This window comes from Gracilimonas sp. (assembly GCF_040218225.1).
In the GTDB taxonomy this organism is placed as follows: Bacteria; Bacteroidota; Rhodothermia; order Balneolales; family Balneolaceae; genus Gracilimonas.
The window spans coordinates 522,517-537,816 of record NZ_JAVJQO010000004.1; the positions used below are offsets into that span (position 1 = coordinate 522,517).

The window sequence follows — 15,300 nt, forward strand, 5'->3', positions numbered from 1 at the left end:
ATATGAAGGTGATATTAAATTTAGTAGTGTTGGTATGTTTTGTCGCCAATCTTTCACAAGCGCAGGATCGTCCGGATCCAAATGTTCCACAGGGGGTTAATTTTGAAGTTCCGGAAGGATGGCAGGTTCGTCTGGATCATGAGATGGAAGACGCAATTATTGGCTCCAAGCTTGACTCCTCTGACGTCTATTTTGTAAATATGACTCCGGGCTGGCATATTACTACAGGTCCGGCTGGCATTTTTTATCATCCTTCAAATACGGCCTCAGGAACCTTCGGGATAAAAACAGAGCTACACTTTTTTAATCCGGGCGACAGAAACAGAGAGGGATATGGATTGTTTTGGGGCGGATCAAATCTGGATGGTGATGCACAAGCATATATGTATTTCTTGCTCAGGAATACCGGGGAGTTTCTTATCAAAAAAAGAATAGGAGAAAATACCGAGGTAGTTAAAGAGTGGACGGCTAGCGATGCCATCGTCAAGTATGGGGATAATGAAGAGTCCTCTGTTCTAAATGTACTTCAGGTAATGGTTGATGAAGAGAATGTCAGTTTCTATATCAACGACGAAAAAGCAGCAACTGTAAGCGCTCAGGGGATTAATAGCGACGGAATTTTTGGCCTGCGGGTAAACCATAGCGTCAATCTGCACATTTCGGATTTAGCTTTGGCTCAACGCGATTAAAATTTTTTCCCACCATTTAAAATTTAGCGCTTGTTGATGTAACACGATTTCAATTCAGCCGTACGAGTTCATGTCTCAGAAAATTTAAAAGGAGAAGAGAGATGAAAAAAATAAATGCGGTATTGATCTTAGTTATAATCGGAATGATGACGGCAGCTTGTAGTACGTCTGTAAATAAATCTACTACTACCCACGTAAAAGACCTTGTTCAGTCGGACGTTTTTGGCGTATTACCTGAGGCAGGCCAGGAAATTGTAGTCTATAATAATCCTGAAGAAATTGAAGGGGAGTACCTTGAGCTTGCAACCGTAAATATTCAGGAAACAGCTCAGAAGAGTTCCACAGAAAACATGATGGAAATGCTTAAAAAAGAGGCAAAAAATTTAGGCGGAAATGGAGTAATCCTTGTCGAAAGCAAAACCAATGAAAAAGGCAGCGCAGTGACTAAAGAAGTAAAAGCAATTGCTGTTTTTGCTCTGGATAAAATGCCCGCAAAAAACCAGTTTGTACTGCTTTAAGAAAAAGCCTGGAATTAACCTTGGTGAAAAGTGTTTTATTTTATGTACTCTGCAATAAGTAGAGAAATAGAAATAAGACAAGAATCATGCAGGAAAGTTTTGAGCTTCTGGCAGAAAGAATTATAAGCACTGCGCCACAGATAATAGCCGCTGTGGCCTCTTTAATAGTACTCATTTTTATTGGTCAATTCGTCAGCAACGGCGTCACACGATTGATAGGTGGTGAGAAAAGGAAAGGAGTTAAACAGGTTCGGCTTGTTAAGCGTCTGGTTAGGTGGGCTTTTAATGTTCTGGGGTTAGTAGTTGCTTTACAAATTGTAGGTTTAACCCAGGTTGCCACCAGTTTTTTAGCAGCAGGTGGAGTAATGGCTGTGGTTCTTGGTTTTGCTTTTCGTGAGATTGGAGAAAACCTTCTTGCAGGATTATTCCTTTCTTTCAGCCGGTCGTTTGATGTAGGTGACCTTATTGAAAGTAATGGAATCAGAGGCGTCGTTAAGCGAATAGAAATAAGAGATGTGCACATCAGAACAGCGGATGGATGTGATATATTTATTCCAAGCGCCACTATCTACAAGAACCCACTTCATAACTTTACCAGGGATGGGTTGAGGCGAGGAAACTTCACGGTTGGCATTGATTATGGTGATGATCTGGAAAACGCCAGGGAAGTGCTGCTATCGGTGGTGCAGGAAAATACGCTAACCCTTCAAAACCCGGAACCTAAGGTACAGATATCCGGATTTACACCTTCCTATGTTGAGCTGGAAATATTCTTCTGGATTGACACATTCAGCAATGACCTTGGGCTTGGCGAGATCAGGTCTGGTGTGATGAACGCCAGCCATAAAGCACTTGCAGAAAAAGGATTCACTTTCAGCTCTAATGTTACTACGGCCGTAGACATGTTGCCTGTAAATGTGAAACTAAGCCAGGATGAAAAGGGAGTTTAAAGTCCGAACTGGTTTTTTAGTTCGTCAAGCTTTTCGCGGGACTCATCACTGATACCCCCCTCTGTGGCAGCAACTGTTTCAAGAAGGCTGTAAGTCAGCTTTTTACCATCATCAGAGAAATTACTTTTGACATGGTTGATAGCATCCTCTTGAACTTCATGAAGACCCTCGGTGCTGAGAGCGCCAAGGTGACTAAGTGTCTCCCGAAAAGTTTTCATGGAATATTCCATATTACTAAGAATGCGTTTTACAGCTTCTTCCTCTTCATAGGAAATAGTGCCATCGGAGCTTTCAATCCAAAAAATGAGTACATCGATTGCCGTTTCGTCGGTAAGGGAAAATTTTCTCATGGTAATAGTTGATTAAAATTCGTCTGCAAGAAGTTCACAAATTTCTTCCAAAAGTTCTCGTTGTTCTTTGGTAATAGAGTTTTTGGTGTTTGAGTCTATGTCGAGCTGTCCAACAAATTCATCGTTTTTCATAATGGGAACAACGATTTCGGATTGCACATCTGTACTGCAAGCCAGATAATTCTCTTCACTATGTACATCCTGAGCCACAAAAGTTTCGTGGCTTAAAGCAACCTGCCCACAAATCCCTCTTCCATAAGGTATTCGGGTATGATCAGTTGAAGGACCCACAAATGGACCAAGAACAAGCTCATTTTTGCCTTCAGGATCTGGGAGATAAAAACCAACCCAGTTAAAGGTGTTGATTTCATCGGCTAATAATTCACAAATTGCGAAAAGCTTTTCATCGCGGGTAACATTCCGCTCTAAAATATCTTCGGTATCCGATATCAATTGATCGTAGGAAATAAGTTGTACGGTGCTCATAGCATTATTAAAATTTGATGGAACAGAAAATAAAATAATATATCCGATATAAAAGTTAAGCTTTGTTTTAAGTAAAAACACAATCTAAAAATTGGTAAAAAGGTGTGTATCTTTAAGCATCATGGAAGAATTTTTTAACGACATAATTCCTTTTTCAACAGTGTTTATGAGCATCGCCGCATTATTCTTTGCAAGCTTTTCATCATTGTTTTCAGTTGTGAACCCTTTTGCTGCAATGCCGATCTATATTTCATTGATGGAAGGGCATTCCGACGAAGAGAAGATAAGAACGGCAAGAAAGGCTACTACATATATGTTTTTTGTGCTGATTATTTTCTTGCTGGTTGGAACTTATATACTGAGTTTTTTTGGAATAAGCTTACCGGGAATACAGATAGCCGGAGGACTGGTAATTGTAAGAGCTGGTTTTTCGATGCTAAGTCCGGATAATGGAGGTAAAAAGCTGACAAAAAAAGATCAGGAAGCGGCAAAAGAAAAAGAAGATGTTTCATTCAGTCCGCTTGCACTCCCGCTGCTTTCCGGGCCGGGAAGCATCGCCGTGGTCATTGGTTTTGGGTCAGACGCACAAGGAGTTACTGATTATATGGTTCATGGAGCCGCTGTATTTATGACGGCCCTGGTTGCTTATGGAATTTTAAGAGTCGCTCCGGCCATCGTAAAGTATATTGGCAAAACCGGTATGACCGTTATTACCCGAATGATGGGCTTTATCGCTCTGGCTATTGGCGTGCAGTTTGTGATTAATGGAATCTCTAAGTTCTTTGGTATTGGGTAAGAAAAATGGATCTTAATAAACTATTCGCTTACGATCATTGGGCAAACAGGAGGATAATCGAGGCTTTTCAAAAACTTAACGATAGCGAAGCAAGAAGCAATGTAGGGCAACTCTTTTCTCATCTTCTGGCTGCGCAGGTGATATGGATGAGCAGAATTACCGGTGAGAAAACAGATCTGGAAATATGGCCAGAACTCTCTGTTCAGGAAATGAAAGCCTTAATAGATGAGAATAACGAGAAGTTAATAGCTTTGATTTCCAAGAAAGAGGAAGGCATCACTTATCATAACTCGAAAGGTGAAGCCTTTGAGAATAAGGTTGGTGATATTTTGACTCACCTGATCATTCATGGGCAACACCACAGGGCTCAAATTGCAAAGTTATTAAGGGAAGCGGGTGTTAAACCACCGGGAACTGATTACCTCTTTTTTATAAGATGAAAGCAGGACTGTCAGTATAAAGAAGGAATTCTTTGTGCCCGGTAAGTGATATCAATATTCCCCCAACCCTGACCGTCTGCAAGTTGATTCTTAAAATGAAGTGTTGATTCAAAAACCACTTCCTTACTTGGGTATGTAACCTCTACCACTTTTGAGTAAGAGTTTGAGCTCCCTAAGCCAACTACACCAGGCATAATTAGCCTGTTTTTAGTTTCAGGTAGAAAGTCTACGTCACTAATTATTGAAGAAAACAGCTCTTCTCCCCGAGATTTCCCATAACTCCATACTTGTTTGACGGTCAAATTATCTTCATCTATTTCATACTCCGTTCCCATAGAGTAATTTGGTGCCGCGCCAAAATTTCGATTAAATCCATTGTCAAAAATGAAAAGATTACCGTTGGGTAGTATCAAAGGAGCGTGTTGTCCCCAAGTCCAGGAAAAGGCATTATGCTCTTGGGTTCCTTGCTGAACAGCATCACTAAAAGGGACACCATTCTGGTCTACAGCAGTCAAGAGAAACGGCGCCGTTTCGGTTGTTTTCTCATAGCGGCCTGCCTTTCCCCAGCCTTTGTGTGGGGCTAAAATCCATTGTAACTCGTTCTCCCAATTAACTTTTACAACACCTTGGTTCCTTCCCGAAATAATCAGGCTGTTATCGCTTTCACTATACCAAATTGCATTCATGTGGAACCAATCCACCCCACCATCGGTAAGGTCAGTTCGGTTTACATCCAGCACTTCAGCAAGATCCCATTCGGTTACTATATTACCATTGGGATCAACTTCAATTATATAATCTTCTACACTGATGATTTCTTCTCCACCTTTTATCATAGTAGCTCCGACCCTGCTAACAGCTACAACATAATTTCCATTTGGAATCTTGATGACTTCATGGTGCATATTGTTTTCTTCAACCACAATTCGATTTTTTTCTATGCCCGTCATATCAAATTCAAAAATTGTGACACCAAAAATGGCAAAGAACGAACCGTCATCATTAAATTTAATAGGCCAGGTAATTTTACCAAACTCACTCAAGTCCATATACCATCTTACATCCCCGTTATTGTCAAATATAATTGGGTGGGTGTTGAAGTCACCAGAATTCCCAATGTGTACTTCATTGAAGTGCATCCCGGGCTCCATTTTTGATTCCTGCAAAACATTAATTTCTGGGGTGGGAAGGAAGTCGGGAAGAGCTTCGGTCGCAATACTCAAGGTGTCTTTTACAATATGGTCTTCTGAGTTTTCAAGAGTTAAAACGACCTTGTTTTCAGTGTTTGGATAAAGTCCTAAAACAGGAATTTGAAATTTGGAAAAGCGATTGGAAAAGGAATTTTCTACAGGTATATCTCCTAAAACCTCGATTTTAGCAGTGGCGGGTTTACGGGTTTCAAACTGAATCTCTGCAGATAATGGGTTTCTGCCACTGGGATTTTTAATTATGGAGATAGGTTCTTTTACCAAATAATTTAAAGGGAGTTCGCTGGTTAAATAGACAAAATAGGTTTCCCGATTAAGCTCGCCTTCTGATACTACGGTATAAAAAACACCCTCAGAAAAATCATTGGTAGTTTCACCTGATATTTGAGGTTCCGAATCGACAAAAACTGTGGCTCCTTCTGAAGTTGAAAAAGTAGCGGTTAGAGAACTGAGGTCCACATCCCCGCCTACAGATCCGGTGTTTGTCACTTCAATGAAATGATCCTCATGATTAATAGAAAAAGAAGTATTAGGTAATTCACTTATGCTGAATTCAAGAAACTCTGCATTTTTATTGGACTCTGGCCCCGAGCCATTTTGACAACCGAAAAGAATTAATGAAAAAAATAATAAACCTGAGAAAAGAAGTTTTTTGGTAACAGACATCTCTTAAATAGATCTTATTTATATAGTTAAATAGTCAAAAATAAATTACAGGATAAAATTTAAAAATGATAAAATTTTAGAGAGATTGGACAATTAACCCGTCTATTCATTAGTTTCTACGCTTAATATTTAATAAACGGACAATACTCTGGTACTTATCGAAGAATTTCTCGCCGCGTTTTCCTCCTTCATGTGGGGATACCCTCTCGTTATCCTTTTGGTAGGAGGAGGATTGTTTTTCCTGATCTCATCTGGATTTACTCCATTTAGATTTTTCTTTCATGCTGTTGATTTAGTAAGGGGTAAATATGATAATCCCGATGATCCCGGAGACATTAATCACTTTGAAGCGCTCTCAACAGCACTGGCCTCTACGGTGGGTATGGGGAATATCAGTGGGGTGGCTGTGGCTATTTTTATGGGTGGCCCCGGTGCTCTGTTCTGGATGTGGATGAGTGCTATTGTAGGAATGGCGACGAAGTTCTTTACCTGTACACTATCCATCATGTATCGTGGCGAAGATACTGAGGGTAAAATTCAGGGCGGCCCGATGTATGTAATTCGGGAAGGGCTGAGTAGTAAATGGATGCCATTAGCATACCTTTTTGCATTAGCTGGTTTGTTTGGACCATTACCAATCTTTCAAACCAATCAGCTGGTACAGATTTTAAGAGATTTTATTTACATCCCAAATGGATGGGTTGAAGCTGACGCTGCTTTCACCGGAAACCTGATTACCGGTATTGTGCTGGTTGGGGTGGTTTCACTTGTAATCTTTGGTGGAATTACAAAAATCGGAAAAGTGGCCTCCAAGCTTGTTCCTTCCATGGTTGTGATTTATGTGGTATCCGTGCTGTTTATTTTAGCCGTTCACATTGGTGATATCCCGTATTACTTGGGCTTGATCGTAACGGACGCTTTTACTGGAAAGGCAGTGATGGGCGGGGCTGTTGGGCAGTTGATTATTATTGGTGTACAGCGCGCAGCTTTTTCAAATGAAGCCGGAATTGGAACCGAGTCGTTGGCTCACGGCGCATCAAAGACCAAAGAACCCGTCCGCGAAGGGTTGGTTGCAATGATGGAACCTGCTATTGATACGTTACTCGTATGTACCATGACTGCCCTCGCCATTTTGGTAACTGGTGTATGGCAATCTACGGAAGCCAATGGGGTAACTCTTACACTCAATGCCTTTAATGAAGCACTCCCCGCTTTTGGGACATATCTTCTGGTGATTTCAGTGCTTACATTTAGTGTGAGTTCTATGCTATCCTATTCTTATTATGGTTCTAAATGTTTAGGGTTTTTGCTGGGCGCGGAGAAGCAACATCTCTATAATTACTTTTATGTCTTCTCCATCATTTTTGGAGCAGTAGCCTCACTTGATGCGGTTATTAACCTGATTGATGGAATGTTTGCTCTTATGGCAATTCCGACGGTGACTTCTGCATTGCTCCTATCCAAGAAAGTAAGGCAGGCCTCAAAAGATTACTTCACCCGATTAAAAAACGGCGAGTTCAAAGAGTACTTAGACAAATAAAGGGATTTGTTTGAGTAGTCTTTACCCTGCACTTTATTCAGATTTTTATTGAGAATAACGCCGGAGTTTTCCCAAACCTTTACTGTAAGGAATGAGCTTAGGCGAAAACTTTAACATTTTTCTTATCCGCTCTTCTTTCAGATATTGGATGAAACCGTTATTTAGCGAACCTTCAACCCAAATAAAAATTCTGCATTGATGAAAAGAGCACTCACCGTATTCGTGATGATGTTTGTTGCCATTCAGGCCTCCGCACAAATACCGACCATTTCTGAAAAAACCAAAGGACTTAATAAGACTGAAGGGTATTTCAACTATTACTTTGACGAAGCTAAAGACCAGATCTGGTTGGAGGTTGATAAGTTGAACACCGAATTCATTTATGTAAACTCGTTGACGGCCGGTATCGGCTCAAATGATATCGGATTGGATCGGGGCCAGCTTGGGGATACCCGGTTAGTATATTTTGAAAGAAGAGGCCCGAAAGTGCTCATGGTTCAGCCTAACTACGAATACCGCGCAGAAACAGATAATGAACTGGAGAAGAAATCGGTTCGGGAAGCCTTTGCATCATCGGTTATTGCAGGGTTTGAAGTTGCAGCCGAAGAAGATGGAAAGGTGCTCATTGACCTAACCAGCTTTTTGCTGAGGGATGCTCATGGAGTGACTAACACTCTGCGCAGATCCAATCAGGGTTCCTACAGTTTGGACAAAAACCGTTCCGCCATATACAAAGAAGGCACGATGAACTTCCCCAAGAATACAGAATTTGAGGCAACGCTTACGTTCGATGGAAGTAATCCGGGAGGGTATGTGCGCTCGGTTGTACCAACACCAGAGGCCATCACAGTTCGCCAGCACCACTCTTTTGTAGAACTCCCTGATGACGGTTATGAGAAAAGAGCTCTGGATCCCCGGGCTGGATATTTCGGGATTTCTTACCAGGATTACGGCACGCCGATCGATCAGGATTTGACCAAGCGGTTTATAGCCCGGCACCGACTTGAAAAGAAAAACCCGGGAGCCGAAATGAGCGAACCGGTTGAATCGATCGTATATTATTTGGATAATGGAACACCGGAACCGGTTCGTAGCGCTTTGTTAGATGGAGCCCGCTGGTGGAATCAGGCGTTTGAAGCGGCCGGGTACAAAGATGCTTTCATTGTAAAAATATTACCGGAAGAAGCTCACCCGCTGGATGTTCGATACAATGTTATTCAATGGATTCACCGATCTACACGGGGATGGTCTTATGGCTCATCAGTGACGGATCCGCGGACGGGTGAAATCATTAAGGGGCATGTTTCGCTGGGTTCACTAAGAGTTCGTCAGGATTTCCTGATCGCTGTTGGACTGCTTGCTCCATATGGTGATGATCAGGTAAATACAACAATGCAGGAAATGGCACTTGCCCGAATCCGACAGCTTTCTGCTCATGAAGTGGGACATACCCTTGGAATCGCTCATAACTTTGCAGCCAGTGTTACAAATGATGCTTCGGTGATGGATTATCCTCACCCACAGCCAAAACTTGTGAATGGAGAAATTGACCTTTCCAGTCCTTATGATGTTGGAATTGGAGCCTGGGATAAAGTGGCTGTAGCCTATGGGTATCAGGACTTCCCGGAAGGAATGGATGAAAAAGAAGCGCTGGATGAAATCCTGGAAGCAGCTTATGATTCCGGACTAAAGTATATTTCTGATGCTGACGCAAGGCCGCAGGGTGGGGCTCATCCAGATGCCCATCTTTGGGATTTTGGCTCAGATCCATCTTCACAATTGTCAAAGATTTTAGAAATCCGTAAAATAGCGCTGGAGAATTTTGGCGAAGCTAATCTGAAATCAGGAAAGCCTATGGCGGAACTGGAGGATGCCTTAGTTCCGATGTACTTTTTTCATCGCTATCAGCTGGAAGGAACGGTTAAACTGATTGGAGGGCTCGATTATAGCTACAACTCAAAAGGGGATAATTTACCGGCCCCTAAAATTGTGGATAAATCAATCCAACAGAAAGCTTTAGCAGAAATGTTGAAAACTATTGATCCGTCTACTTTGGCGATTCCTGAGAACCTTTTAGAGCTTATTCCACCCCGGCCGTCTTCATTGGGATATTCTCGGGAGCTTTTTAATGGAAACACAGGTCCGGCACTGGACGCATTAGGAATTGCTGAAACTGCGGCCAACTTACCGGTGAGCTTAATACTAAATCCGGCACGTGCGAATCGACTGGTAGAGTATGGCGCACGCGATAATAATCTGAGCCTGGAGACTGTACTCGATGAACTCATTGCCGCAAGCTGGGACAAGAAAAACCAATCAGGATATCTCGGGTCCATACAACGAGTGGTAAATCATGTGGTGCTGAAAAATATGATTGCTCTTGCAGCAGACAGTGATTCCAATCCTGTGACCAAGGCCATTACCCATAAAAAGCTAACAGATCTCCAATCCAAATTATCCGGCAAAAATGATGCGGACAGCCGCTATGCGGTATATACGATTGGGATGTTTTTGACAAACCCCGAAGATTTTGAAGCAGAAGATGCTCCGGCACCGCCACCAGGATCACCAATTGGAAGTGATGCGATATTGTATTGTGAATTTTAGTTTTAAAATCGTCATTGCGAGGAGAAAAGTTGCGGAAATAGACTTGGGATTTTGGCCGACGATGCAATCTCCCTTATTCTAAATCCCAAGTGGTTCATGGAGATCGCCGCGGCGAAAAGCGGTAGAGTCAAAAGTTCGACAATGATGCTCCTCGCGATGACAATAAAATAATCACCAAATAGCAGCATGAAAATCATCCCGCCGGAAAGTCTGCTTGAAGCCTACAGCCAGGGGATTTTCCCCATGGCTGAGAGTAAAGATGCGGAAGGGGTGGATTGGTACTCAGCAAGAAAGCGGGGAGTTATCCCGATTGGTGAATTTCATACTTCAGATAATCTTAGAAGAATTATACGTCAGGGGAAGTTTGAAGTAAAAGTGAACCATCAGTTTCGGGAAGTGGTAAAGCAATGTGCTAAACGTGAAACGTCCTGGATTAATGACCTGATTATCAATTCTTACGATGTTTTGAATCAGTATGGAAATGCCTGCAGCGTGGAAGCCTATAATAAAGGCAAGCTGGTTGGTGGTTTGTATGGGGTGAAGTTGAAGGCAGCGTTCTTTGGAGAAAGTATGTTCAAGAAAGAAAAGTGGGCCGATAAAGTAGCTCTCTATTACTGCCATGAGATCTTGGAAAAGAACAGGTTCCTTCTTTGGGATACCCAATTCTATACCGATCACTTAGCGCAGTTTGGTTGTGTTTAAATTGAAGCTTCCGAATATGAAGAGATGCTGGAAATAGCCCTTAATAGAGAATGTAGATTTGTCCTTTAAAAACCTTCCACAAGAGCACGTTATAAAAAAAGCCACCCCGAATACGGATCGATGAAAATCATGTCCGGTATCCAAGGCAGCTTTCTGGATAGGATGTTAGTTACACTTTAATATTCGGTGAGGGTTACAGCATTTAATGCAGCTTCACGGGAAATTTGTCCTCGGTCCAGCTGATTAAAGGTCGACTTCTTAACCTGGAAGTCAACTCGTTCAGGCACAATATCACTTGAATCATTGATGTTCAATGAAACCAATAAGTATTGATCGTCATTAAGAGAGCTCAGCGTTCTGCCGTAATCCACAATAAACTCTTTGGTTTTAGCAACAAGAGCATCGTATTCTTTTTCAAGAGTTTCCGACACTTTCTTTTCACTTTCTTGAGCTTTTGCAGCGATTTCTTCTGCATTGCTATCCCGGTTCAGCCTTAATTCAAAAACATTTGAACCAAGCCCGTGACCCCGGTGCAAATCAAGTGAATACAATGCACCAAAATTATCCAGGTACATATACGAAAGAGAATTACTGTTTATCAGGTGATACTGATTACCATCCCCATCACCCAGGGCCGTTCCGAAGATGTTGCCAAGAACCTTCAGGTCAAGTCGTTCTTTATCTTCTGATGTAGACACTGATAAGCGGTTCTTGAAAGCATCGGTATTCAATCTCCCGGCACGATATGCCTCCAGGTCCGATTTTTTAGCTGAGACGGAAATTACAGGAAGGGGCTCAGACTTGTCTTCTTCATCTCCTTGTAAATTATAAACAGCAAAGCGGCTTCCGGTGGAGTTTGCAGAACCATAGATGACAAGAATACTTTCATCATTTTTTAGCTGACCGATCGTAGAGGCATAATCCTGCAGAAACTCACTGATTCTGTTCGTCACAGATTCTTTGTCGATGCTTCGGTCAGAGTCGTTGTCATCCGAGCTGTACTGAAACACAATCTGCCGGTCAGAACTTTTTCTGGAAACGATGGAGTACCTATTACTGGTAGATGGAATCATAAAAATGACACCGTACCCAGGAATATACGTCCCTTTAACATTTCCGGACGAGCCGCTTCCAAAAATAGTGTAGCCTTGTGAGCGCACCTGTATAGTTCCAGTTCCTTCCTTTGTGGTAAATTGGGTTTTAAACATTTCGCCCAGAATGTTCTCCATGATCTTGATGTCGCGGTTCATGCGATTGGTATCAAAATTCTGAGCGAGAGACAATGGAGACAGCAAAAGCGTCATCAATCCTACTATAATCATTTTAGCGAAATATCCACTTCTATGCCCGTCTTCGCGAGGAGTCTCAAAATTAGAATTCGAGTTGTCAAAGTAATCGACGAAGCGATCTCCCTGACTAATTTCAGATGTTGACTTAAAGAGATTGCCACGGGATTTACTCCCTTTGGCCGCCGAATCCCTCGCAATGACGAGGTTATTAAAGACTGATGTTTTCATAATTGTGTCCTGTAAATTTTAATTTCCGGTACTTACCGTTTGTATGAGTTCGCCTAATACCTGGTCGGTTTGTCTGAATCGGTCGTAATAAGTTTCTTCCATGTTATAAAGGCCGGAGCTGATCATTTGTAAATCAGATTGCCGTTGCTGTTCAATATAATCCGCAAAATTCACCAGGGTTTTTTCAATCCGGTTTTCTTGCTGTTGCTGCGCCTCCTGAATGGCGTCCGAAATCATGACAGCGTTATCTTCTCTTACCTGCTGGAGAAGCATTTCTACTTGCTGCGGGGTGAACCCCTGTTGTATAATTTCCTGCTTTTCACCAAAGGCCAGGTTAAAACCACCATCGCCCACAGTTATATTCATCTTAGTAAAAGCCCCAATAACAACAAATACGGCCAGAATCGAGGCCATTGCAAAACCGGCGCGGGCAAATCCGTTTTGAGGGAGTAACCCGCCAATTAGCTCATTCCACCACTCCTGTAATCCGGACTTGTTGGGCTCTACCATAACCAATTGCTCGGCAGGGTCCTGAACCGGAAGGTGGGAAATCATAGAGCGCACATCAGACAACGCGTCCAGCTCTTTCTTCAGCTCGGGGTTTTGGGATAAAAAGGTTTCTAATTCTTTTCGTTGATCGTGCTCCAATTCATCATACAGATAATCCATGAAGAGTGATCGGGCGGTTTCTTTATTCATAATCAAACACCTCTTTGTTGATATTCCAGGAGTCGAACGTCTTCTTCAGCGCGCTCAACCCGTAATACAATCTTGACTTTACTGTGTTTTCTGGTTCGTCTAAAATTTCTGCTATTTCTCTGAAGGTCAGACCTTCATATTCTTTCATAATTACCACTACTCGCTGGTCCACCGGTAATTGGAGGAGTGCTTTGTGAAGCAATACCAATCCTTCGTTTCGGAGAACCGTGCCATCGGCAGGAGTAGCGGTTTCGGTTTGGGGGGCTACCTTGAGAGCTTCATAAGAAGTAGCTCGCTTGCGGCCCGCACGTTTCAATTCATCGAGACAAAGATTATTGGCGATGGTGTATAGCCACGACCCAAATTTATTTACATCATCCAGCGTATCCAGCTTGTGGTAGGCTTTGATGAAAGTTTTTTGAGTGATCTCGGCGGCATCATCGGAGCTCGCAAAAAAACGGTACGCAAAGTGGTGGATGCGATCCTGCCATCGCGTTACCAGCTTGTTAAAAGCCTGGTGATTTCCACCACGAAAATCCTGTACCAGTTGCGCGTCTTCCATGTGTTCGTGTTGTCCCGGGTTCATTCTGAAGGTAAGACGAGAGAAGAATGAATATAGTTTTAAAAGAAATGAAATCGAGAGTTGAAAGGGTGATAAAGGGGAAAAACTAAGAGGTAAGCAAATAGCGCAAGTGTCCGCCTGTGCAGTGTTGAATTAGTGAAGAGGTTAATGGCTGGCTCGTCTGAGTTTAAGCCAAATCACTTTATCACCCTTTCAACTCTCAATTTCATCAACATAAAAAAAGGGGGAAGTGATCAACCTTCCCCCTCGTCTCTCTTCGCATATGGATGTCATTCCGTACGTTGCGTAACGACTCCATTCTCGTTAGATATAATAACTTCCACCCGGCGATTTTGTTGCCGGCCAGCCTCATTCATATTGGTGGCTACCGGAAATTCTTCCCCGTAACCAACGGTCTCAATTCGTTGTGAAGATATCCCCGCCTTAATAAGTGCTTGTTTCAAGGCATCGGCTCTTCGCTGGGATAAGTTCTTATTGTATTCTGCGGAACCGATGCTATCTGTAAATCCTTCTATCTGAACCGTTCTTTCAGGATAGTTATTCAAAAAAGCAGCCAGTTCATTTACCACTTTATTAGCTCCGGCTTTAAGGTTAGAGCTGTCGAAATCAAAAAGCACGTCGCTAAGGGTTAATACCATGCCCCGTTCACTTTGGCGGGCTTCCATTTCAGACAGTCGGTCGGCCAGCTCCGATGCTTCTTTACGAGCTTTTTCCGCCTCCTGTCGTTCTTTCTGAAGTTGTTGCATCGCATTTTCAGCGCGTTGCTCTGCTGCAATAGCTTCTGCTTTTCGGGCTTGTATCAACACTTCTTTACGTTCGGCTTCCGCGCGCTCAACCTCATCTTGCGCTGCGTTTAACTCAGCGGTTTCCCGGGCAATTTTTGTTTTCTGATTGGCAATGTATGCATAATGCTCAATTAGGTTTTTATCGGCACCTTCTTCCCAAAGCTGCTGACTTTGTTCCAGGGCTTCTTCCGCTTCTTTCAAGGCAACCGGTGCTTTCATTACAATCAGCGAATCTTGTTCAGCTTTATCATAAGATTGTTTTGCTTCCATAAGCAGCGGGTTGTTCTGGGGAGGGCCGCCACAGGCAGATAGCAGGAATACAAAGATTATACTTGTGAAAAGGAAACTACTTTTTGCAGAACTCATCATGATTGACTCTCCGATTTATCAATATTATTCTGAATTTCTTCCTGAAGCACCCGAATACTTTCCCGGAGCTCTCGCACCGCTTTCTGGGCTTTTTCCGATAATGATTTCATTTGTGCCAGTTCAGCATCTACCATGGCGCGGTCGGCGGTACGCTTTGCCTTTTCATATTTTTCTTTAGCCACCAACTCGCGGGCTTCGGTAAGTTTCTTTCGGGCCTCCCGTATTTCAAGCGGAGCATAATTTTCAGCTCCAACCTGCTCAGCTTGTTGAATAGAGGCTTCTACCTGAGTGAGTTTATCGGCAGGGGGTTTGGTGCTGGCACAAGCACTCAATACAATAACGAGCGGAACAACAATCGCTAACTTTCTCATGACCTTGAATGTTTTTTTGCAGAA

16 protein-coding genes are annotated in these 15,300 nt (G+C 42.7%); 8 read left to right on the forward strand and 8 right to left on the reverse strand.

Features of this window, described 5'->3' with window-relative positions; all coding sequences use genetic code 11:
- Nucleotides 1–2 precede the first annotated feature (2 nt).
- From RIB15_RS06335 to RIB15_RS06345, 3 genes are all read left to right on the forward strand, one after another.
- Nucleotides 3–689, forward strand: coding sequence for a hypothetical protein (locus RIB15_RS06335; protein ID WP_350201309.1), 687 nt, complete (start codon nt 3–5; stop codon nt 687–689).
- 101 nt (nt 690–790) lie between these two features.
- Nucleotides 791–1,207 (forward strand): hypothetical protein, encoded by a 417-nt coding sequence (locus RIB15_RS06340; protein ID WP_350201310.1) that lies wholly within the window; start codon nt 791–793, stop codon nt 1,205–1,207.
- Between the two features lie 86 nt (nt 1,208–1,293).
- Entirely contained in the window at nt 1,294–2,157 is an 864-nt protein-coding gene (locus RIB15_RS06345; RefSeq protein ID WP_350201311.1) for a mechanosensitive ion channel family protein, read from the forward strand.
- On the opposite strand, the gene RIB15_RS06350 is transcribed toward RIB15_RS06345, so the two are convergent.
- Together RIB15_RS06350 and RIB15_RS06355 are read right to left on the reverse strand one after the other, a co-directional pair.
- Complete coding sequence (locus tag RIB15_RS06350) at nt 2,154–2,507, reverse strand: hypothetical protein (RefSeq protein WP_350201312.1); 354 nt, start codon at nt 2,505–2,507, stop codon at nt 2,154–2,156. The two genes, RIB15_RS06345 and RIB15_RS06350, sit on opposite strands and share 4 nt — an antisense overlap.
- Before the next feature lie 12 nt (nt 2,508–2,519).
- Nucleotides 2,520–2,993: a GAF domain-containing protein gene (locus RIB15_RS06355; protein ID WP_350201313.1), complete on the reverse strand. Its 474-nt coding sequence runs from the start codon at nt 2,991–2,993 to the stop codon at nt 2,520–2,522.
- A 121-nt stretch (nt 2,994–3,114) separates the two neighbouring features.
- On the opposite strand from RIB15_RS06355, the gene RIB15_RS06360 reads away from it, so the two are divergent.
- Nucleotides 3,115–3,789 carry a MarC family NAAT transporter gene (locus tag RIB15_RS06360; protein ID WP_350201314.1) on the forward strand — a complete coding sequence of 225 codons (675 nt, stop codon included), beginning with the start codon at nt 3,115–3,117 and terminating at the stop codon, nt 3,787–3,789.
- 5 nt (nt 3,790–3,794) lie between these two features.
- Nucleotides 3,795–4,229: a DinB family protein gene (locus tag RIB15_RS06365; protein ID WP_350201315.1), complete on the forward strand. Its 435-nt coding sequence runs from the start codon at nt 3,795–3,797 to the stop codon at nt 4,227–4,229.
- Between the two features lie 11 nt (nt 4,230–4,240).
- On the opposite strand, the gene RIB15_RS06370 is transcribed toward RIB15_RS06365, so the two are convergent.
- A complete protein-coding gene (locus tag RIB15_RS06370) occupies nt 4,241–6,103 on the reverse strand; it encodes an aryl-sulfate sulfotransferase (protein WP_350201316.1) in 1,863 nt (620 codons plus the stop codon).
- A 148-nt stretch (nt 6,104–6,251) separates the two neighbouring features.
- Here RIB15_RS06370 and RIB15_RS06375 point away from each other — a divergent pair, with 148 nt between their 5' ends.
- From RIB15_RS06375 to aat, 3 genes are all read left to right on the forward strand, one after another.
- Nucleotides 6,252–7,643 carry an alanine/glycine:cation symporter family protein gene (locus RIB15_RS06375; RefSeq protein ID WP_502881340.1) on the forward strand — a complete coding sequence of 464 codons (1,392 nt, stop codon included), beginning with the start codon at nt 6,252–6,254 and terminating at the stop codon, nt 7,641–7,643.
- A gap of 198 nt (nt 7,644–7,841) precedes the next feature.
- Nucleotides 7,842–10,250 (forward strand): zinc-dependent metalloprotease, encoded by a 2,409-nt coding sequence (locus RIB15_RS06380; RefSeq protein WP_350201318.1) that lies wholly within the window; start codon nt 7,842–7,844, stop codon nt 10,248–10,250.
- Nucleotides 10,251–10,436: 186 nt separating this feature from the next.
- Entirely contained in the window at nt 10,437–10,952 is a 516-nt protein-coding gene (aat, locus tag RIB15_RS06385; RefSeq protein ID WP_350201319.1) for a leucyl/phenylalanyl-tRNA--protein transferase, read from the forward strand.
- A gap of 176 nt (nt 10,953–11,128) precedes the next feature.
- Here aat and RIB15_RS06390 read toward each other — a convergent pair whose 3' ends face one another.
- The 5 genes from RIB15_RS06390 to RIB15_RS06410 form a co-directional block, all read right to left on the reverse strand.
- Nucleotides 11,129–12,469, reverse strand: coding sequence for a hypothetical protein (locus RIB15_RS06390; protein WP_350201320.1), 1,341 nt, complete (start codon nt 12,467–12,469; stop codon nt 11,129–11,131).
- Nucleotides 12,470–12,487: 18 nt separating this feature from the next.
- Nucleotides 12,488–13,168: an anti-sigma factor family protein gene (locus tag RIB15_RS06395; protein WP_350201321.1), complete on the reverse strand. Its 681-nt coding sequence runs from the start codon at nt 13,166–13,168 to the stop codon at nt 12,488–12,490.
- A complete protein-coding gene (locus tag RIB15_RS06400; protein ID WP_350201322.1) occupies nt 13,161–13,730 on the reverse strand; it encodes an RNA polymerase sigma factor in 570 nt (189 codons plus the stop codon). The genes RIB15_RS06395 and RIB15_RS06400 overlap by 8 nt, the downstream gene beginning before the upstream one ends.
- A gap of 290 nt (nt 13,731–14,020) precedes the next feature.
- Nucleotides 14,021–14,905: an OmpA family protein gene (locus tag RIB15_RS06405; RefSeq protein ID WP_350201323.1), complete on the reverse strand. Its 885-nt coding sequence runs from the start codon at nt 14,903–14,905 to the stop codon at nt 14,021–14,023.
- Nucleotides 14,902–15,276: a DUF4398 domain-containing protein gene (locus tag RIB15_RS06410; RefSeq protein ID WP_350201324.1), complete on the reverse strand. Its 375-nt coding sequence runs from the start codon at nt 15,274–15,276 to the stop codon at nt 14,902–14,904. The genes RIB15_RS06405 and RIB15_RS06410 overlap by 4 nt, the downstream gene beginning before the upstream one ends.
- Nucleotides 15,277–15,300 lie beyond the last annotated feature (24 nt).

Coding starts and splice junctions, on each gene's coding strand:
- RIB15_RS06390 (WP_350201320.1), bottom strand. CDS start 12,469: ATGAAAACATCAGTCTTTAATAACCTCGTCATTGCGAGGGATTCGGCG.
- RIB15_RS06370 (WP_350201316.1), bottom strand. CDS start 6,103: ATGTCTGTTACCAAAAAACTTCTTTTCTCAGGTTTATTATTTTTTTCA.
- RIB15_RS06365 (WP_350201315.1), top strand. CDS start 3,795: ATGGATCTTAATAAACTATTCGCTTACGATCATTGGGCAAACAGGAGG.
- aat (WP_350201319.1), top strand. CDS start 10,437: ATGAAAATCATCCCGCCGGAAAGTCTGCTTGAAGCCTACAGCCAGGGG.
- RIB15_RS06380 (WP_350201318.1), top strand. CDS start 7,842: ATGAAAAGAGCACTCACCGTATTCGTGATGATGTTTGTTGCCATTCAG.
- RIB15_RS06335 (WP_350201309.1), top strand. CDS start 3: ATGAAGGTGATATTAAATTTAGTAGTGTTGGTATGTTTTGTCGCCAAT.
- RIB15_RS06410 (WP_350201324.1), bottom strand. CDS start 15,276: ATGAGAAAGTTAGCGATTGTTGTTCCGCTCGTTATTGTATTGAGTGCT.
- RIB15_RS06395 (WP_350201321.1), bottom strand. CDS start 13,168: ATGAATAAAGAAACCGCCCGATCACTCTTCATGGATTATCTGTATGAT.
- RIB15_RS06405 (WP_350201323.1), bottom strand. CDS start 14,905: ATGATGAGTTCTGCAAAAAGTAGTTTCCTTTTCACAAGTATAATCTTT.
- RIB15_RS06360 (WP_350201314.1), top strand. CDS start 3,115: ATGGAAGAATTTTTTAACGACATAATTCCTTTTTCAACAGTGTTTATG.
- RIB15_RS06340 (WP_350201310.1), top strand. CDS start 791: ATGAAAAAAATAAATGCGGTATTGATCTTAGTTATAATCGGAATGATG.
- RIB15_RS06350 (WP_350201312.1), bottom strand. CDS start 2,507: ATGAGAAAATTTTCCCTTACCGACGAAACGGCAATCGATGTACTCATT.
- RIB15_RS06345 (WP_350201311.1), top strand. CDS start 1,294: ATGCAGGAAAGTTTTGAGCTTCTGGCAGAAAGAATTATAAGCACTGCG.
- RIB15_RS06355 (WP_350201313.1), bottom strand. CDS start 2,993: ATGAGCACCGTACAACTTATTTCCTACGATCAATTGATATCGGATACC.
- RIB15_RS06400 (WP_350201322.1), bottom strand. CDS start 13,730: ATGGAAGACGCGCAACTGGTACAGGATTTTCGTGGTGGAAATCACCAG.